We start from the raw sequence: 19007 nt of genomic DNA, 5'->3' as shown, positions 1-19007 counted from the left end.
CGTGTTGCACATGCGGCTCCGCACACTGGTCGCCGTTGTCCGCAAACACGCGTTGGGTCGTCCCAACGGGTTCGACATGGCTGGAGGTAGTTGGTGCGCTTTTCAACGGGAAGGGGAATCCGCAAGAGGTTCCTGGTGCCGATCACGGCGCTGTGCGCAGTGGTCGGTCTCCTGCTCGCCGGTGGTCCCGCCCAGGCGGCCACCTACAACAAGTACACCAGGACCCAGGCGTCCAACCAGGACGCCGGTGGCATCGACACGTGGGCCTGGCTCAACAAGGTCGGCGCCGGGTCGGAGATCGACTATCAGGTGCACTTCCAGGCGTACGGCGAGAAGCTGTGGGTCTATGTCAGGGTCGGTATGGCGTCCAAGGGCAAGGTCACGGTGGTCGTCTACGACACCACGGGCAAGCACGTTGACACGGACACCTTTACCGTGGACATCGGGGAGAACCGGGAACTGAACCTGGGCACCCCGGACGGCAGCGGCAACATCGCCGAGGGGTACACGGTCTACTCCAGGATCTGCGTCGGCAACTCCACCACCTGCACGGCGTACGCCAAGGGCAGGGCATGACGACCTGACCTCAAGTTGATCACGGGGGCGGCTGCGGCCCGTCCACTGCCTCGCCGGCAGCGGGCGGGCCGCTCGTGATCTATGCGCTCGGCCTGCTCTGCGGGCATGGGCCGGCCGGCACTGATCACGGACGGCGGCTGCCCTAGCGTTCGTCCGGGCGCTTGAGGCGGGGAAGGATGAGCGGGAGCGCGCGTTCGACGAAGCTCGTGATCCGCATGTCCGCAGACTTCTCCGCCAGACGTTCCGGACTGAAGTGCTCGACCCGTTCGACCTCGTGTTTCTCGACCCGCAGGGGTCCGTCGTACGAGCCGAGGAAGATGCCGACCATCTCCCGATCGGGCACCGAGTAGAACTTGCCGACGTACTCGAGGGGCACCTCGATGCCGAGTTCCTCCTTGAGTTCCCGTCTCGCCCCCTCCTCGTAGCTCTCCCCGCTGCGCAGGTGGCGGGCTGCCGCACCTGACCAGTAGAGCGGGTACGCCTTCGGCTATGGCGTCCAGAGGCCGAGGTCGATGGTCCTGGTCAGGGTGGCCCGCTCGTCGTCACCGTCCAGCGACCAGACCATCGCGCCACCCAGTCGCTCCGCGCGGATGTACAGCGTCTTCTGGAGTACGACGGCCGGGTCGTCGTACGTCCAGAAGGTCGTACCGTCGTAGAGCCATGCCGTCCCGGCGCGGAGGTCGCGGTAGACCCTGAAGCCGTCTTTGCCGACCCTGGTCTTCAGCACCTTGTAGTCCTCGTAGCCGGGCTCGAAGGTGGCCGGGGCGGCGCCGCCGGTGGAGATGCCGAAGAGGCCGTTTCGGCCGCCGGTCACCCCGGTCCAGCCGCGCCCGTAGTAGGGGATGCCGAGCACGAGCTTGCGGCGCTCGGCGCCCCGGTCGAGCCAGGCGTCGACGGTGCGGTCGACCGCGAAGTCCGGCTCGGTCGCACCGGCCGGTACCCGCAGCGCGGACTGCTGGTTGGCGATCGGCTCCCAGGTGCCGTGGAAGTCGTAGCCCTGGACCGTGGCGAAGTCCAGGTGCCGGAAAATCTTCCGTACCTCGAACCCGGCGTCGATCGCGGCCGGGTTGGCGGGCACGAACGCGGTCAGCTCGTAGTGCTTCCCGGCCGGCTTGCCGAGCGCGTCGAGCTGGCGGCGGAACTCCGCGACGAGCGCGGTGAAGTTCTGTTTGTCCTCCGGCCGGTGGACCGTGTCGACGTCACCGGGCGAACCCGGCCACTCCCAGTCCAGGTCGATGCCGTCGAAGACTCCGGCGAGCGAGCCGGGCCCACCGGCGCTGCCGTCCGGATTGGGCAGATTGCCCCTGAGGTAGAGGTCGATGCAGGAGGCGACGAACGTCCGCCGCGACTCCGGGGTCAGCGCGGCGTCGGAGAAGTGTGTCGACCAACTCCACCCGCCGAGCGAGATCAGCACCTTCAGGTCGGGATGCAGCGCCTTAAGCTTCTGAAGCTGCCCGAAGTTGCCGTTCAGCGGCTCGCCCCAGGTGTCGGCGACGCCGTCCACGCTCTCCTGCGCCGGTACCGGCCGCTGGTAGTCGGCCCAGGCGTCGCCCTCGCCCGGCCCGCCGTCGACGTAGCACCGACCGTCCGGGCTGACGTTGCCGAAGGCGTAGTTGAGGTGGGTCAGCCGGCTGGCCGCGCCGGAGTCGTGCAGCTTCTTGACCGTGAAGGCCCGGCCGTAGATGCCCCACTGGGTGAAGTATCCGACCTTGACGAAGTCGCCCCGCTGGCCGCCGTCGTGCCGGGACGCCGCGTCGCGAGCGGCCGAAGCAGGGGGTACGGCGACGCTTGCGAGCAGGGCGGCGACGGCGGTGGCCGCGGTGACGGTACTGAGTCGACGGAGAGGAGAACCGCGCATACGCACTCCTGAACGGGGATGGAGCGTCGGCAGGACACCGGCGGTCGGCAGAACAGTTAGGAAAGTTTTCGGTGTCCTGAAAGGTAGGGCCGTCGATGTGGGGTGGTCAAGTGCGCCGCGCCGGATCGCACCGAAGGTACGACGCATGGTCGGATCACTCAGACGTCGACAGCGCCGGGAGCCGGTGCGGCATCCGCCAGCCGTCGGCGAGCCTCGACGGGTGCACGTTGCGGCCGCCGCCGAAGAACTCGCAGAACTTCATGATCAGTGGATCCCAGCCCAGCGGATCGACGTGCTGCGTACCGGGGATGACCAGGGACTCCTCGACGTGCGCGCGGAGTACCTCGACCTGGAAGGCGGTGCATTCGGGCGTCGGCTCCGCCATCGGCAGTACCGCGATGACCCGGCACTCCAACTGGATCGGGCACTGGGCGACCCGGGGCGCCCGGACCAGCTCGGACGGCTGTTCGGTCAGCCCGGCGAGGGTGAACTTGTCCGGCTCGTACCGGTAGCCCTGCGCCAGCTTGTGCGCCGGCACGTCCCGCCTTCCGGTGGTGAGCGCTATCCGGTCCACCGCGTCGACCATCGCCGACGACGGCAGGTTGAGTACGCACTCCCGCTCCCGTCGCAGGTTGGCCGTCGTCTGGCCGCTGTTGCCCAGCCCGAGCATGCCGGACTGGCCCAGCCACCAGGCCGAGGACATCGGCGCGAGATTGGCGCTGCCGTCCTCGTTACGGGAACTGATCAATACCACCGGGGTGCCGAAGTACAGCACCCTGAGTCCGGGAACGATGTGCATGCGGCAACTCTCGCCGGCCGGGGCGGACGATTGCTGGCGGGCATCGGACGTGGCGTTCCGGCAGGTCTGCCCGCAGATCCCGGGCCCTGGCCCGGGGCGGTCAGCAGGTGCCGAAGCCCTCGTCGAAGAGGCGCTTCGCGTAGTCGGTGTAGCCGGCGACGGTTTTCCGCACCGTCCGTCCATCGTGCAGAAACAGGTAGGCCCGGTCGCCCTGCATCGCCAGTAGCCCGTCGTAGCGGTAGCTGCCGGGCGGCGCCGTCAGCCGGGTGGCGGCCGGATAGGCGGCCTCGACCCGGTCCACCGGGGTGCCGGCGGTTACCCCTTCCGGGGTGCGCACCGGGGGGCTGGCCCAGAGCAGCACCAGCCGATCGTCGGCGAAGACCGGGCTGACCGTGGTCGGGTCGGTCAGGCGCGGGCCGCAGGCGGAGGCGGGTTCGGCGTGCAGTTCACCGCGTCGGAGCAGCTCCTGCTCGGTGTCACCGAACTCGATGTCGCGCACGCCCCTGAGATGGAGGACGTCCGGCCCGTAACCGGGTGTCGTCGCCGGCTCGTCCGACACCGTCCGGTACGCGTGACAGACCGCCACCGCACCCGCCACGAGTACCGCCACCAGACGTACGACTTTCCGTGCCTCCATGTAACCCTCCGGGAGCACAGCGTAGTTTATCCCTGATTAGTCCGGTTGGTCGGGGTGTGGACCGCCGTCCACACCCTGTGGATAGCACATGTGTACGAGCAAAGTCGGTTACGCCGCGCACAGCGCACCGGCACAATTCCAGCATGGTGATCATCGCCGAGCCCCTGCACGCGCGGCCTCGAACCAGCGGCGAACTGGCCTGGCTCGGCGACGGCTGGCCGGAGTTCATCTTCCACGACCAGGGGACCGCCCGACTCCTCGGCCGGATCCGCGAACTCTTCGCCGGACTGGAACTCGTACTCCTCGACGACGCCGACGGACCCCCCGACGCCGACGCCGACGCCGACAACAACGACGCCGGCAACGGCGGTGGCATCGTGGCTGCCGGCTGGGCGGTGCCGCTGTGCTGGAGCGGTGCCGTCGACGACCTGCCGACCGGCTACACCGCCGCGCTGGCCCGGGCGCTCGGCGCGTACGACGCCGGTCATTCGCCGGACACGCTGGCGATCCTGGCCGCGCAGGTCCGCCCGGACCGGCAGGGGCAGGGACTGGCCGGAAAGCTGCTGCGGGCACTCGGTGACCTCGTCCCCGCGCAGCACCGGGTGATCTGCCCGGTACGGCCGACCCGCAAGGCCCGCTATCCACTCACCCCGATCGACCGGTACGCCGGCTGGACCAGACCGGACGGCACACCGTTCGACCCGTGGCTGCGTACCCACGTCAGGCTGGGCGGGCGGATCCTGGCGACGGCACCCCGGTCGCAGGTGATCACCGGCACCGTGGCGGAATGGCAGCGCTGGACCGGCCTGGAGTTTCCCGACTCCGGCGAGTACGTCATCCCGGACGGTCTGGGCACGCTCCGAATCGACCTGGGCGCCGATCGGGGGACCTACGTCGAACCCAACGTCTGGGTCCGACACCGCTGACCCCACACGTCCACTCGACACGAGACGTCGGCGGCCGAAGCTGGTGACGAACAACTGGTCACGAGGGCGGGAGCTGGTCCTTCGCCACCAGCCGGCCGTGCGCGGCGCAGAGCCGGTAGACGTCCAGTCGAGGCTGGAGCACGTCCCCGTGCGAGCGGTAGTACCGGCAGTCCGCGTCGACCGGTGTCGGCAGTGGATCCGGGTCGGGTGGTTCCAGCATCTCCCGGCGAGGCAGCAACGGGATCGCGGTGGCCCAGTCCTGGCCGACCCGCAGCGCCGCGTACCGTTCCGGGCTGAGTACCGAGTTGCTGGTCGCGTAGAGGTAGTAGCCGAGGGCGGCACCGCCGAGCGTCGCGGCGAACGTGGCCAGCACCATCGCCGCGCCGACCAGTCCCCGCCGAGCCTCCCGGTGCACCCGCCGACGCTGTTCGGCGGCGGACCCGGCTGCTGACGGCAGGCAGTGACGCTGGTCGGCGGCGGACCCGGTCGCCAGTGGCGGGCCGTGACGGTGATTGGCGGCGGCCATTGGCGGCGGGCCGGACGTCCGGGACGCCCCGCTCGGCGCCCTGCTCCGGCTCGCGGAGGAGAGCGGATCCGCCGGTGCTGCCGTCGCGGGGCGGCTGGCGTGGCTGGGCAGGCGGGCCACCACCTCGAAGCCGCCGTCCCGCGCGCCGGTGCGCAGGGTGCCGCCGGCCAGCCGTACCCGCTCGCGGAGCCCGACCAGGCCGCGCCCGCCCCGGACCGAGACCGGCGCGGACCGCGGCGCACCGGGCGGCCGCGCGTTCGTGACGTTGACCAGGACCGCCCCGGTGCCGTCGGCTTCGAGTCGGACCCGGACCGCCGCGCCGGGCGCGTGCTTGTTGGCATTGGTCAGCGACTCCTGCACCACCCGGTAGACGGCCCGCCCTGTCGACGGCGGCAGCGGTTCGGCCGGGCGGCTGTCGTGCAGCCGCACCGGCATCCCGGCGGCCTGCGCCCGGCGTACGAGGTCGGCGACGTCCCCGCCGGCCGGCCGTACCGGACCGGCCGTCGGATCCGGTCCCGTCATCCGTCGTGCGGCGTCGTCCCGGAGTACGTCGATGATGTCCCGAAGCTGCTCGGTGGCGGCCGCCGCGCCGGCCCGGAGTTGCCCGGCGACCGCCCGGGTCCGCTCGTCCAGATCGGCGGAGAGCTCCAGCGCACCGGCCCGGAGCGCGAGCAGGCTCAGTTCGTGGCCGAGCGAGTCGTGCATGTCCTCGGCGATCCGGGCCCGCTCCCGGAGGCGTACCTCGCGGGTCAGCATCCGCTGTTCGCGTTCGAGTTGCTCGGCCCGCTCCCAACCGGCGGCGATCAGCGCCCGCTGCTGCCGCCGGTAGCGGCCGACCAGCCACGGAAACAGTCCGGCGTAGACCAGCGCGCCGGCCATCGTCGCCCAGTCCACGAAGCCGGACCAGCTCAACACCAGCGGGGTGCCGAGCACCGCCAGCGCGCAGTAGCTCGCCGCCGCCGGCCAGGTGCTGTCCATCCGCCGGCCGAGCAGGTAGCTGACCAGCGGCAGGCCGAGGCAGTAGTTCCCGTCCACCGTGCAGAGCAGCACCACGGCGAAGAGCGGGATCAGCGGCAGGCGTCGCCGGACCGCGAGCGCGCCACCCCAGAGCGCCAGGCCGCCGAGCAGCAGCCCGACCGGGTACGCCCGATGTCCGGTCCAGGACCAGGCAACGGCGGCGGCCAGCGTCGCCCAGAGCAGTACGTCCAGCAGGAGGGCCCGGTAACGCCGCAGCTCGCGGCCGATCCGGTCTGCCTGCGCCACGGCTCGCACCGTTCCGACGGTACGCAGCGGCGCCGCTCCCGACGATCCGGGACGCCGCCCCGCCGACCCGGAAATATCGGCGTCGCCGACCCTGAGAAAGGTCAGGGTCGGCGGCTGACGATCGGGCGCAGCCGATCGACGGCCCGGGTTCGTAGCTTCGGGCCATGCTGACAACCGAGGCCGGGCTGAGTACTGCCCAGGTCGCCGAGCGGATCGCCGCGGGACAGGTCAACGACGTACCGGTGCGGTCCGGGCGGAGCGTCGGGGAAATCGTCAAGGCGAACCTCTGCACCCGGATCAACGCGATCATGGGCGTGCTGTTCGGGGTGATCCTCGCGGTGGGCCCGATCCAGGATGCCCTCTTCGGCGGTGTGATCATCGCCAACACCCTGATCGGGGTGGTCCAGGAGCTGCGGGCCAAGCGCACCCTGGACCGGCTGGCGATCGTCGGTGCGGCCCGTCCGGTGGTACGCCGGGACGGTCAGGCCGTCGAGGTGACCTCCGCCGACCTGGTCCTGGACGACCTGATCGAGCTGGGATCCGGCGACCAGATCGCGGTCGACGGGGTGGTGGTCGAGGCGGAGCAGTTGGAGGTGGACGAGTCGCTGCTGACCGGCGAGGCCGATCCGGTGGTGAAGCGGGTCGGCGACCCGCTGCTCTCCGGCAGTTTCGTCACCGCCGGTGCCGGTGCGATGCGGGCCACCAGGGTCGGCCGGGCGGCGTACGCGGCCCGGCTCACCGAGGAGGCCAGCCGGTTCACGCTGGTCAACTCGGAGCTGCGCGGCGGGCTCAACACCATCCTGCGGTTCGTCACCTGGCTGATCGTCCCGACCGGACTGGCCCTGATCGCCAGCCAGTACCTGGTCAACTCCGACGACCTGCCGGAGGCGATCCGACGGATGGTCGCCGGGCTGGTGCCGATGGTGCCGGAAGGGCTGGTCCTGCTCACCTCGGTGGCGTTCGCGGTCGGGGTGATCCGGCTCGGCCGGCGGCGCTGCCTGGTGCAGGAGTTGCCGGCGATCGAGGGGCTGGCCCGGGTCAGCGTGGTCTGCCTGGACAAGACCGGCACGCTCACCGACGCGGCGATGACGGTCTCCGAGGTACGCCAGCTCGATCCGACCGCCCCGGTGTCGGAGCTGCTCGGTCTGCTCGGCGCGGCCGACGAGCGGCCGAACGCCAGCCTGCGGGCGATCGTCGAGGCGTACCCGGCGCCGCCGCACGGCATCGGATCGAGGGCGGCGTGGCGGATCGGGGAGCGGATCCCGTTCTCGTCCGCCCGGAAGTGGGGCGGGGCCACTCTCACCAGCCCGGACGGGATCAGCGCGCAGTGGCGGCTCGGCGCCCCCGACGTACTCCTGCCGGCCGGGCATCCGACCCTGGCCGAGGTCGACGCGTACGGTGCCCGGGGCCTGCGGGTGCTGCTGCTGGCCCGGGCCGGCGCCAACACCCCGCATGCGCACGCGCCGCACCGGCTGATGTGTTTGGAAGGGCCCCCTATACAACAGAAAACGATGAGCGGGGGCCCCTCCTTGCACCCGGTCGCGCTGGTGGTGCTCGCCCAGCGGCTCCGGCCGGAGGCGTCAGAGACGCTGCGCTACTTCACCGAGCAGGGGGTGGTGGTGAAGGTCCTCTCCGGCGACAACGCGCTCTCGGTGGGCGCGGTGGCCCGCAGCCTCGGGCTGCCCGGCGCCGAGCATCCGGTCGACGCCCGGGAGCTTCCCACCGATCCGGTGGAACTCGCCGAGGCGGTGCGCCGGAACACCGTCTTCGGCCGGGTCGGGCCGCAGCAGAAGCGGGAGATGGTGGCGGCGCTCCAGGGCGCCGGGCACACGGTGGCGATGACCGGGGACGGGGTCAACGACGTACTCGCGCTCAAGGACGCGGACATCGGGGTGGCGATGGGCTCGGGCAGTCCGGCCAGCCGGGCGGTGGCCCAGATCGTGCTGCTCGACAACAACTTCGGCGCGTTGCCGGCGGTGGTCGCGCAGGGACGGCGGGTGATCGGCAACATCGAGCGGGTCGCGAACCTCTTCCTGACCAAGACGGTCTACTCGGTGCTGCTCGCCGTGATCGTGGTGCTGAGCCAGGTGCCGTACCCGTTCCTGCCCCGGCATCTGACCATCATCTCGTCGCTGACCATCGGCATCCCGGCGTTCTTCCTGGCGCTGGCCCCGAACCACGAGCGGGCCCGGCCCGGTTTCGTCGGCCGGGTGCTGCGGTTCGCCGTACCGTCCGGGGCGGTGGCGATGGCGGCGACGATCACCTCGTACCTGTTCGCCCGGAGCGTCTACGACGGCGACCTGGCCGCGGAGACCTCGGCCGCGACGCTGACCCTGTTCCTGGTCGGGCTCTGGGTGGTGGCGATCATCGCCCGGCCGTACACCTGGTGGCGGATCCTGCTGGTGCTCGCCCTCGGCCTGGCGTTCCTGACCATCCTGGTGGTGCCGTTCCTCCAGGAGTTCTTCCAGCTGAGCCTGGTCGGGACGACGGCGCCGGTGGTGGCGGCGGGGCTGGCGGTCGCGGCCGGAACGCTGCTGGAACTGGTCCGGGTCGCGCTGCGCCGCACCGGTGCCGACAACCCGGCGGTACGCCGGGAAGCGCGCTGACAACCTCTCCGATGCCTACTCACCAGCGGGCGGTGCCTCGAAACTGGACTGATTGGCGGCACAGGAACGACGGGCGGTCCCTGCCCTGGCGGGAGGGACCGTGCGGTCTTCGTGTCGTTCCAGGCGCGCCGCCCGGGCGGGTGCGGTCAGCCCTGCTGGTAGCGCTCGTTCTGTCGCAGGGCCTCGGCGAGCTGGTCCTCGAGAATGATGATGCGGCAGGCGGACGCCATGTCGGTGCCCTGGTCGCACAGCTCCCGCGCCCGCGCGGCCAGCCGCAGCTGATAGCGGGAGTAGCGGCGGTGTCCGCCACCGGAGCGGTACGGGTCGATCAGTTTCGCTTCGCCGAGCCGGCGCAGGAAATCCGGCGGGCAACCCACGATCTCCGCCGCGCGGCCCATCGTGTATGCCGGATAGTCCTCGTCGTCGAGCATGTCGTCGGTTTGGGCCAATGAAACCTCCATCACGAGGGCCCCGGCGCTGGAAAGCGCCGGGGCCCAGGGGTTACGGGTCGATAACACCATCTACCGGCAGAGCTGCCGGCTTGTCGTATCCGCACCGCCCGTGCGTGACGGGAGCGGGTGCGAGGATCGCATAAGCGTGACCGGAGACCACCTCTCGTTCGATGGAAGCTGCGGTGTCCGCGCCAGCCCGGCACTGCGGCCGGCAGCGGGCGATCCAACGGTGTGCGAGCCCTCCCTTTCCTCTGACTTTCTCTGTCGTACTTCCGTGCTGTCCGCCGGTGTCGGAGCCCCACGCGACTTCATGGCCCCGCACACGTGCGACGGACGTCCCTCACCTCGGGTGCGGCCCTGAATCCCACATCGGCCCCACCCGCTGTCACTGCCCGGACGTGGATCACGTCCGGGCACTACCTACCAACTACTTGCCGAGCGGAGCCGGAACGATCCTCGGCCCTGCCCCTCCGCCCTCGGGTGGGGCGGCTGCGTCAGCGTCTTTTCTTCACCCTTGACCTGAAGAAGACTAGCCGCTGTCGGCGAGAATATCTACTACTTAGCACATAGATTTGCTCGCAGGCCGCGCTCAGCTTGCCGTCGAGCAAAGATCATCAACGCACCTGGCCCAACCCCGCCACGGCCTGCCACCGGGCGCGACGGACAGACCGCTGTCCCGCCCACCCGCCATCCGCCCCACCCACGCCGCCGCCGGGCAAGATCGTGCTCTTTTGCTGAAAGAGTGGCTTCGTCGAGCGGCCTCGGCACGAGTAGTTGGTCGGGGCCTCGATACTGACGGCCTGTCGACGTCCCGACGGAACCCGTGGCCGGCGGTCAACTGCGGCCTCAAAATCAACGCCCGACGGATCCGCGAGGATCTGCCGGGCGTTTGCGCTGCTCAGGCGAGCGGAGGATACGAGATTCGAACTCGTGAGGGTGTGAACCCAACACGCTTTCCAAGCGTGCGCCCTAGGCCTCTAGGCGAATCCTCCGTCCGACAGGATACAGGCTCCCCGCCGTACGCCCACCCCGGCCGGTCCCCCGAAGATCCCGCGAGCGGCCGGGTACACTTGGCGGCACCCCCCGTGTGGCGTCACCTCGTGAACCTCCCCAGGGCCGGAAGGCAGCAAGGATAAGCGAGCTCTGGCGGGTGCACGGGGGGCCTTGTCTTCCCGCTGAGCGTCCCTGGCAGCCACCTACCCAGACCGCCCACCGCCCGCCTCCTACGGGCTCCCTCGCCGCCCACCGGTCGGCGAACGGGTGGTCGACGTGGAAATCGTCGGGGGCGCGTGACAACCTTGGCACTCGGCAGCGCGGCGGCGGGTGGAGAATGGCCCGGTCGAGAGGAGGCGGGACGAGTGGCACTGGCGCTCTACCGCAAGTACCGGCCCCGCACGTTTGCCGAGGTGATCGGCCAGGAGCACGTCACCGAGCCGCTGTCCCAGGCGTTGCGTACCGGCCGGTTGAACCATGCCTACCTCTTCTCCGGCCCGCGTGGCTGCGGCAAGACCTCCAGTGCCCGGATCCTGGCCCGCTCGCTCAACTGCGCGCAGGGGCCGACCCCGGAGCCCTGCGGGGTCTGCGACTCCTGCAAGAGCCTGGCCACCGACGGGGCCGGCTCGATCGACGTGATCGAGATCGACGCGGCCAGTCACGGTGGCGTGGACGACGCCCGGGAACTGCGCGAACGCGCCTTTTTCGCCCCGGCCAGCAGCCGGTTCAAGATCTATGTGATCGACGAGGCGCACATGGTCTCGACCCAGGGCTTCAACGCCCTGCTCAAGCTGGTCGAGGAGCCGCCGGAGTACGTCAAGTTCATCTTCGCCACCACCGAGCCGGAGAAGGTCCTCGGCACGATCAAGTCGCGGACGCACCACTACCCGTTCCGGCTGATCCCGCCGGGCGTGCTCCGGCCCTACCTGGAGCAGCTCGCCTCGGCCGAGGGCGTCAAGATCGAGCCGGCGGTTTTTCCGCTCGTGGTCCGGGCCGGCGGCGGCAGCGCCCGGGACTCGCTCTCGGTGCTCGACCAGCTCATCGCGGGTGCCGGCCCGGAGGGGGTCAGCTATTCCCGCGCGGTTGCCCTGCTCGGGGTGACCGACGTCGCCCTGATCGACGAGATGTGCGACGCGCTGGCCGCCGGGGACGGCGCCGCCGCGTACGCCACCATCGACCGGGTTGCCGAGGCCGGGCACGATCCGCGCCGGTTCGCCTCTGACCTGCTCGAACGGCTCCGTGACCTGATCGTCCTGCGCCAGGTGCCGGACGCGGTCGCCAAGGGCCTGATCGACGGCCCGGCCGACCAGATCGAGCGGATGGCCGCCCAGGCCGAACGACTCGGCCCGGCCACGCTGTCCCGGTGCGCCGACATCGTGCACAACGGCCTGGTCGAGATGCGTGGCACCACCGCACCGCGACTGCTGCTCGAACTGATCTGCGCCCGGATGCTGCTGCCCGGCGCCGAGGACTCCACCGGCAGCCTGCTGCAACGCCTCGAACGCATGGAGCGCCGGCTCACCCTCTCCGGCGACGCCGCTCCGCCGGCCGCCGCCATCCGCCCACCGACCGCCGTCGACCCGGGCACGGCCCCCGCGACCGCTTCCGCTCCGCCGGCCACCGCCAGCGCCGTCCCGGCCGCTCCCGCCCGGGAGGTACGCGACGCCGCCGCACCCGGGCCGAGCCAGGCACCGGCCGGACCGGTCGTACCGCCGCCGGCCGCCGCCCCGGAGCCACCGGCCCGGCGTCCGGTGCCGCCCGAGGCGGTGATGCCCGACCCGGCCACCCCGGATCCGGTGCCGGCCGGTACCGAGCCGACGGGCGAACTGGACGCCGCCGCCGTACGCCGGGTCTGGGGCGACGTCGTCGGTATGGTCAACCGCAGCAACAAGCGGATCGCCGCGCTGATGCGCGACGCGGTCGTACGCGACCTCGACGGCGACACCCTGGTGCTGACCGTCAAGTCCCCGGTCCTCGCCCAGATGCTCGCCAACGCCTCCGAGGTGCTCACCGACGCCCTCTACGAGGAACTGGGCGGGCGCTGGCAGATCCGTTGCGAGGTGGCCGGCGAGCAGCGTGGGCCGGCACCGGGCGCCCCGCCCCGCCAGTCCACCGGCAGCGGCCCGGTCCCGAACGGCGCCCCGCCCCGGGGCGGCACCGGCTCCGCCTCCGCCGGCGGCAGCCGGGGTGCGACCGGTGGTCGGGAGCGGTCAGCCGGTGGTCGGGAGCGGTCAGCCGGCGGATCCGGCTCGGGCAGCGCCGGTGGCGGTGCGCCGTCCAGCGCCGATGACGACGACTGGCCGGAACCGGCCCGTCCCGGTGGCGTCGCACCGAGCGGCTCGGCCGACGACGACTGGCCGGAGCCGACCCCGCCCGGCAGCACCGGTCCCGCCGGCACGACCGGCACCGCAGCCGGAGCGCCGGGGACTCCGGCCCCCGACGGCGGTCCGAGCGGTGCCGGTAGCCGTACCAACGGCATCGGGGCGCCGGGCGGCAACGGTGCCCGGTCGGCGGGCAGGGGCGGGCCGAGCGGCGGTAACGGGTCCTCGGCCGCCGGTAGCGGCGGATTCGCCGCTCCCGGCGTAGGCAGCGACGGAGTCGGTGCGGTGAGCGGTGTGCGTACCGGCGCGGGGGCCGGCGGCGGCGCGGTCGGTTCCGGGCTCGCGGCGGCCCGGGCGGCGGCGGCCGGCCGTGGACCGAAACCGACCCCGGCTCCGGAGCGGACGCCGGACCCGGAGTGGGCGGGCGAGCCGCCCTACGACCCCGACTACGACGGCCCGCGCCCGCAGCCGGCGTCGATCGGTTACGAGGGCTTCGACCCGGGCGACGAGCCCCTCGACGAGGTGATCGACGAGCGGACCGCCCGGCAGACCAGTGAGCAGCAGGCGGTGCAGTTGCTGCAGCAGACCCTCGGGGCGGAACGGATCGGCGAGGTCGATCTCAACTGACGTCCTCGCCGCTCGCCGACCAGCCGGACGGCCGGCCGGTCGCGGGGCGTCGACCCGGTTGGGGCGTCGAGCCAGCCGGCTGTGGGGCGTCGAGCCAGCCGGCTGTGGGGCGTCGAGCCGGACGGCCGCGGGGCGTCGAGCCGGCCGCGACCGGTCCGACTAGGCTGGACGCGACCAGTTTCCGCAACCGAGGAGTCGCCGTGCGCCCGGGTGGACAGCCCAACCTGCAGCAGATGATGAAGCAGGCGCAGAAGATGCAGCAGCAGCTCGCCGCCGCGCAGGCGGAGCTGGCCGAGGCGGAGCTGACCGGTACGGCCGGGGGCGGGCTGGTCACCGTGACCATTTCCGGTGCCGGCGAGGTCAAGGCCGTCAAGATCGATCCGAAGGCGGTCGACCCGGAGGACGTGGAGACCCTGGAGGATCTCGTCCTGGCGGCGGTGCACAACGCCCACGACGAGGTGCGCAAGCTGACCGAGGAGAAGATGGGCCCGGTCACCGGCGGCATGGGCGGCCTCGGCCTGCCCGGTTTCTGAGCCACCCCGCGATGTACGAGGGTGCCATCCAGGATCTGATCGACGAGTTGGGACGCCTGCCGGGGGTCGGTCCGAAGAGCGCCCAGCGGATCGCGTTCCACGTGCTCTCGGCCGATCCGGCCGACGTGACCCGGCTGGCCACCGCGCTGCGCCGGGTCAAGGAGCTGGTGCGGTTCTGCACCGTCTGCTACAACGTCGCCGAGTCCGAGCAGTGCCGGGTCTGCCGCGACCCACGCCGCACCGAAGAGGTGCTCTGCGTGGTCGAGGAGCCCAAGGACGTGGTGGCGATCGAGCGGACCGGCGAGTTCCGGGGCCGCTACCACGTGCTCGGCGGCGCGATCAACCCGCTGGAGGGTGTCGGCCCGGACAACCTGCGGATCCGGGAACTGCTGGCCCGACTCGGCACCGGCTCGGTGCGCGAGCTGATCCTGGCCACCGATCCGAACACCGAGGGCGAGGCGACCGCGACCTACCTGGCCCTGATGGTCAAGCCGATGGGCATCTCGGTGACCCGACTCGCCAGCGGTCTGCCGGTCGGCGGCGACCTGGAGTACGCCGACGAGATCACCCTGGGCCGCGCCTTCGAAGGTCGCCGCGCTGTCTGACATCGGTGGTGAACAGCCCGACAGGTGATGTAACAAATTCGCATATCCAGAGCCGGACAAAGGCCTCGATTGTTGACCATGCGCGACGCTCTGTCGCTGGTGTCCTGACTGTAAAGACACGATCCGGTACCAACCCATTCGCGGCCCGTTTCCGCCCGGTCCGCGCGACGGCTAGTGTCTCGCCATCGGTGGCCCCCGTCACCGCGTTTGTCGTATCCACAGGACGAGGTGAAGCACCATGCGTGCACCAAGACCGAAGGTCGCCATCGCGGCCGTAGCGGTCGCGGCCCTCGCGGTAGCCGGCTGTGCCGAGAGCGACCGCGGCGATTCGGGCGCAAGTGAGAAGGACACCCTGGTCTTCGGCGTGGCCGGTGACCCGAAGGTGCTGGACCCCAGCCTGGCCAGTGACGGCGAGTCGCTGCGGGTCGCCCGTCAGATCTTCGAGACCCTGGTCCGCCCCGAGGAGGGCGGCACCAAGATCACGCCGAGCCTGGCCGAGAGCTGGACCCCGGACGCGACCGGCACCGTCTGGACCTTCAAGCTCCGCTCGGGTGTGAAGTTCCACGACGGCACGGACTTCAACGCCGACGCCGTATGTGTCAACTTCAACCGCTGGTACAACGCCAAGGGTCTGATGCAGAGCCCGGACGTCACGCCGTACTGGCAGGACGTGATGGGTGGCTTCGCCGCCAACGAGCGGGACGACCTGCCGCAGAGCCTCTTCAAGTCGTGCACGGCGAAGGACCCGACCACCGTCGACCTCGCCTTCACCCGGGTCTCCAGCAAGATCCCGGCCGCGCTGATGCTGCCGTCGTTCTCCATCCACAGCCCGAAGGCGCTGGAGGAGTACCAGGCCAGCAACATCGGCGGTAGCGCCGACAACATCCAGTACCCGCCGTACGCGATGGAGCACCCGACCGGCACCGGTCCGTTCAAGTTCAAGTCCTGGGACATCGCCAACAAGACGCTGACCCTGGAGCGGAACGAGGAGTACAGCGGCGCGCAGAAGGCCAAGCTGAAGACCCTCATCTTCAAGACCATCTCCGACGAGAACGCCCGGAAGCAGGCGCTGCGCTCCGGCGACATCCAGGGCTACGACCTGGTCGGTCCGGCGGATGTGGAGCCGTTGAAGAACGAGGGCTTCAACATGCTGACCCGTCCGGCGTTCAACATCCTCTACCTGGCTATCAACCAGGACGGCGGCAACCCGAAGCTCAAGGACATCCGGGTCCGGCAGGCGATCGCATACGCCCTGAACCGGCAGGCGCTGGTCGACTCGAAGCTTCCCCCGGGCGCCAAGGTGGCCACCCAGTTCATGCCGGACACCGTGGAGGGCTGGAACCCGCAGGTCACCACGTACGACTACAACGTGGAGAAGGCCAAGCAGCTGCTCGCCGATGCCGGCGCCAGCAACCTGACGCTGCGGTTCCACTACCCGACCGAGGTCACCCGGCCGTACATGCCGAACCCGAAGGACCTCTTCGAGCTTCTCTCGGCGGACCTCCAGGCGGCCGGCATCAAGATCCAGCCGATTCCGCTGAAGTGGACCCCGGACTACCTCAACGCCACCACCACGGGCACCGAGCACGACCTGCACTTCCTGGGTTGGACCGGTGACTACGGCGACGGCTACAACTTCATCGGCACGATGTTCGACCGGCAGAAGCCGGAGTGGGGCTTCAACAACCCGGCCCTCTTCGAACTGTTCAAGAAGGCCGACACCACCGCGGACGCCGCCGCCCGGTACGAGCTCTACAAGGAGCTCAACGCCGAGATCATGAAGTTCCTGCCGGGTGTGCCGATCTCGCACTCGCCGCCGGCGATCGTGTTCGGTAAGGACGTGACCGGGGTCAAGCCGAGCCCGCTCACCGACGAGCGGTACGCCACCGCCGAGTTCAAGTCCTGACATAGAGAAGAGGGACCGCGGGCGGGCGCGCCCTGATCCCGGCCGGTAGACCCCGGCCGGAGGTCAGCCCAGCGCCCGCCCGCGCGACCCTCCGCACCCCGCCAGAGGTCGCCAGTGTTCCGGTTCATCGTCAGACGCCTGTTGCAGCTGATACCCGCGCTTCTCGGGCTCTCCATCCTGTTGTTCATCTGGCTGCACCGGCTGCCCGGCGGCCCGGAGACCGCGATCCTCGGCGAGCGTGGCACCCCGGAGATGCGCGCCGCGATCCGGGACAACCTCGGGCTGGACGAGCCGGTCCTGGTGCAGTACGGCCGGTTCATGCAGCGCATGTTCCGGCTCGACCTGGGCACCTCGATCTCCACCAAGCGCGAGGTGACCACCGAGTTCCTGCAACGCTTCCCGGGTACCTTCGAACTGGCCACGACCGCGTTGGTCATCGCGATCGCGGTCGGCATCCCGCTCGGCTACCTCGCCGCCCGCCGTCGCGGCCGGCTCCTCGACCACCTCTCGGTGGGCGGATCGCTGATCGGTGTCTGCATCCCGGTCTTCTTCCTGGCGTACGTGCTCAAGGCGATCTTCGCCGAGAACCTGCATCTCTTCCCGGCCAGCGGCCGGCAGGACCCGACCATCGACGCGACCCGGGTCACCAACTTCTTCGTCCTCGACGGGCTGCTCACCCGCGAGTGGGACGCCGCCGCCGACGCGCTCTGGCACCTCGTCCTGCCCGGCCTCGCCCTGGCCAGCATCCCGCTGGCGATCATCGTCCGGATCACCCGGGCGAGCGTGCTGGAAGTGCTCAGCGAGGATTTCGTCCGGACCGCCGAGGCCAAGGGCCTGACCGAGCGGGTCGTACGCCGACGGCATGTGCTGCGCAACGCGATGCTGCCGGTGGCAACCACGATCGGCCTGCTCACCGGTGGTCTGCTCTCCGGCGCGGTACTCACCGAGACCGTCTTCGCGTTCAGCGGCATCGGGGCGTTCATCGCGGACGCGATCAGCCAGCGGGACTATCCGGTGTTGATGGGCTTCATCATGATCATTGCCGTGCTCTTCGTACTGGTGAACCTGCTGGTCGACCTCTCGTACAGCCTGATCGACCCCAGGGTGCGTGTCCGGTGAGCGCGAGGAGTGAGCTTGCGAGCCCCGCAGTCGCGAACGGAAGGCGGGCTCGGGTGAGCGCGAGGAGTGAGCTTGCGAGCCCCGCAGTCGCGAACGGAAGGCAGGCTCGGGTGAGCGCGAGGAGTGAGCTTGCGAGCCCCGCAGTCGCGAACGGAAGGCAGGCTCGGGTGAGCGCGAGGAGTGAGCTTGCGAGCCCCGCAGTCGCGAACGGAAGGCGGGCTCGGGTGAGCGCGAGGAGTGAGCTTGCGAGCCCCGCAGTCGCGAACGGATGGTGGGCCCGATGACGATCACCGAACGGGCCAGGAAGAAGGCCGAGAAGCTCGACCGGCTCGGCGAACTCTCCGCGGCCCGGGACGAGGAACGCGGCGTCAGCCTCTGGCAGGAGGCGTTCCGCCGGCTCCGACGCAACCCTGCGGCGATCGCTGGCGCGGTCGTACTCGGCATCTTCCTGCTGGTCGCGATCGTCGGGCCGTTCTTCGTGCCGTACGGGCCGACCGACACGGTCGGGATCCGGGACGGTCTGGTCAAGTCGGGCCAGGGCATCATCCCCGGCCCCTCCGCCGAGCACTGGCTCGGCTTCGACCACCAGGGGCGGGACGAGTTCAGCCGGTTGATCGTCGGAGCCCGGCAGACCCTCCTGGTCGGCGTGGTCGCCACGCTGATCGGTCTGGCGATCGGCGCCCTGATCGGCGGTGTCGCCGGTGCCGCCGCCGGACTCGGCGGGCGCTGGGGGCGCTGGGTCGACACCATGCTGATGCGGCTCATCGACATGATGCTGGCGCTGCCCAGCCTGCTGCTCGCGGTCAGCATCGCGGCGTTGCTCGGCGCCAGCCTGACCACCGTGATGATCGCGGTCGGTGTGGTCTCGGTGCCGGTCTTCGCCCGGCTGCTGCGCGGGGCGATGATCGCCCAGGCCAACAGCGACTACGTGCTCGCGGCGACCTCGCTCGGGGTACGCCGGTCGAAGATCGCGCTCGGCCACGTGCTGCCGAACTCGCTGGCCCCGGTCATCGTGCAGGCAACGCTGACCCTGGCCACCGCGATCATCGAGGCGGCCGCGCTCTCCTTCCTCGGCCTCGGCAACCCGGACACCGCGATTCCGGAGTGGGGTGTGATGCTCGCCGACGCGCAGCCGTACCTGGGCATCCGGCCGGCGCTGGCGATCTATCCGGCCGTGGCGATCATCATCACCGCGCTGGGCTTCACCCTGCTCGGTGAGGCGATGCGCGAGGCCCTCGACCCGAAGCTGCGGAAGTGATC

At 70.7% G+C, this 19007-nt stretch carries 14 protein-coding genes, 1 tRNA gene, 1 other RNA gene and 1 pseudogene; 10 read left to right on the top strand and 7 right to left on the bottom strand.

The features are described from left to right. Nucleotides 1–93: 93 nt before the first annotated feature. The gene (locus EV371_RS33020) at nucleotides 94–576 is read left to right on the top strand and encodes a hypothetical protein (RefSeq protein WP_130465507.1); all 483 of its coding nucleotides are present in this window, start codon (nucleotides 94–96) and stop codon (nucleotides 574–576) included. Nucleotides 577–718: 142 nt separating this feature from the next. Here EV371_RS33020 and EV371_RS33015 read toward each other — a convergent pair. The 4 genes and pseudogenes from EV371_RS33015 to EV371_RS33000 form a co-directional block, all read right to left on the bottom strand. After that, nucleotides 719–1030, bottom strand: a pseudogene (locus EV371_RS33015) (NUDIX domain-containing protein); the annotation flags it as partial. Between the two features lie 33 nt (nucleotides 1031–1063). Beyond that, nucleotides 1064–2434, bottom strand: coding sequence for a glycoside hydrolase family 18 protein (locus EV371_RS33010; RefSeq protein ID WP_130465505.1), 1371 nt, complete (start codon nucleotides 2432–2434; stop codon nucleotides 1064–1066). Nucleotides 2435–2588: 154 nt separating this feature from the next. Continuing rightward, a complete protein-coding gene (locus EV371_RS33005; protein WP_130465504.1) occupies nucleotides 2589–3233 on the bottom strand; it encodes a flavin reductase family protein in 645 nt (214 codons plus the stop codon). A gap of 100 nt (nucleotides 3234–3333) precedes the next feature. Then, nucleotides 3334–3846: a hypothetical protein gene (locus EV371_RS33000; RefSeq protein ID WP_486484999.1), complete on the bottom strand. Its 513-nt coding sequence runs from the start codon at nucleotides 3844–3846 to the stop codon at nucleotides 3334–3336. 167 nt (nucleotides 3847–4013) lie between these two features. On the opposite strand from EV371_RS33000, the gene EV371_RS32995 reads away from it, so the two are divergent. After that, nucleotides 4014–4796: a hypothetical protein gene (locus EV371_RS32995; protein ID WP_130465502.1), complete on the top strand. Its 783-nt coding sequence runs from the start codon at nucleotides 4014–4016 to the stop codon at nucleotides 4794–4796. A gap of 58 nt (nucleotides 4797–4854) precedes the next feature. Here EV371_RS32995 and EV371_RS32990 read toward each other — a convergent pair whose 3' ends face one another. Next, nucleotides 4855–6594 (bottom strand): histidine kinase, encoded by a 1740-nt coding sequence (locus EV371_RS32990; RefSeq protein WP_130465501.1) that lies wholly within the window; start codon nucleotides 6592–6594, stop codon nucleotides 4855–4857. A 155-nt stretch (nucleotides 6595–6749) separates the two neighbouring features. On the opposite strand from EV371_RS32990, the gene EV371_RS32985 reads away from it, so the two are divergent. Next, nucleotides 6750–9191, top strand: coding sequence for an HAD-IC family P-type ATPase (locus EV371_RS32985; RefSeq protein ID WP_130465500.1), 2442 nt, complete (start codon nucleotides 6750–6752; stop codon nucleotides 9189–9191). Nucleotides 9192–9337: 146 nt separating this feature from the next. On the opposite strand, the gene EV371_RS32980 is transcribed toward EV371_RS32985, so the two are convergent. Continuing rightward, nucleotides 9338–9622, bottom strand: a complete 285-nt coding sequence (locus tag EV371_RS32980) for a MerR family transcriptional regulator (protein WP_130465499.1) — start codon at nucleotides 9620–9622, stop codon at nucleotides 9338–9340. Between the two features lie 928 nt (nucleotides 9623–10550). Further along, nucleotides 10551–10635: transfer RNA gene (locus EV371_RS32975), tRNA-Ser, on the bottom strand. Nucleotides 10636–10720: 85 nt separating this feature from the next. On the opposite strand from EV371_RS32975, the gene ffs reads away from it, so the two are divergent. The 7 genes from ffs to EV371_RS32935 all read left to right on the top strand — a co-directional run bounded on the left by ffs (nucleotide 10721) and on the right by EV371_RS32935 (nucleotide 19005). Then, an RNA gene (gene ffs, locus EV371_RS32970) (signal recognition particle sRNA small type) lies at nucleotides 10721–10810 on the top strand. Between the two features lie 191 nt (nucleotides 10811–11001). Beyond that, on the top strand, nucleotides 11002–13584 hold the full coding sequence (locus EV371_RS32965) for a DNA polymerase III subunit gamma and tau (RefSeq protein ID WP_130465498.1): 2583 nt from the start codon (nucleotides 11002–11004) through the stop codon (nucleotides 13582–13584). A 224-nt stretch (nucleotides 13585–13808) separates the two neighbouring features. Then, nucleotides 13809–14117: a YbaB/EbfC family nucleoid-associated protein gene (locus tag EV371_RS32960; RefSeq protein ID WP_349340421.1), complete on the top strand. Its 309-nt coding sequence runs from the start codon at nucleotides 13809–13811 to the stop codon at nucleotides 14115–14117. 11 nt (nucleotides 14118–14128) lie between these two features. Then, the gene (gene recR / locus EV371_RS32955) at nucleotides 14129–14722 is read left to right on the top strand and encodes a recombination mediator RecR (protein WP_130465496.1); all 594 of its coding nucleotides are present in this window, start codon (nucleotides 14129–14131) and stop codon (nucleotides 14720–14722) included. Between the two features lie 238 nt (nucleotides 14723–14960). Next, entirely contained in the window at nucleotides 14961–16628 is a 1668-nt protein-coding gene (locus EV371_RS32950; protein WP_130465495.1) for an ABC transporter substrate-binding protein, read from the top strand. 114 nt (nucleotides 16629–16742) lie between these two features. Continuing rightward, nucleotides 16743–17747: an ABC transporter permease subunit gene (locus EV371_RS32945; RefSeq protein ID WP_130465494.1), complete on the top strand. Its 1005-nt coding sequence runs from the start codon at nucleotides 16743–16745 to the stop codon at nucleotides 17745–17747. 280 nt (nucleotides 17748–18027) lie between these two features. Further along, nucleotides 18028–19005, top strand: coding sequence for an ABC transporter permease subunit (locus tag EV371_RS32935; protein WP_130465492.1), 978 nt, complete (start codon nucleotides 18028–18030; stop codon nucleotides 19003–19005). Nucleotides 19006–19007 lie beyond the last annotated feature (2 nt).

The sequence above is a fragment of the Plantactinospora sp. CNZ321 genome (genome assembly GCF_004217235.1).
Note: the sequence above shows the minus strand (reverse complement) of the source record. Positions and strands in the feature narration are given on the sequence as shown.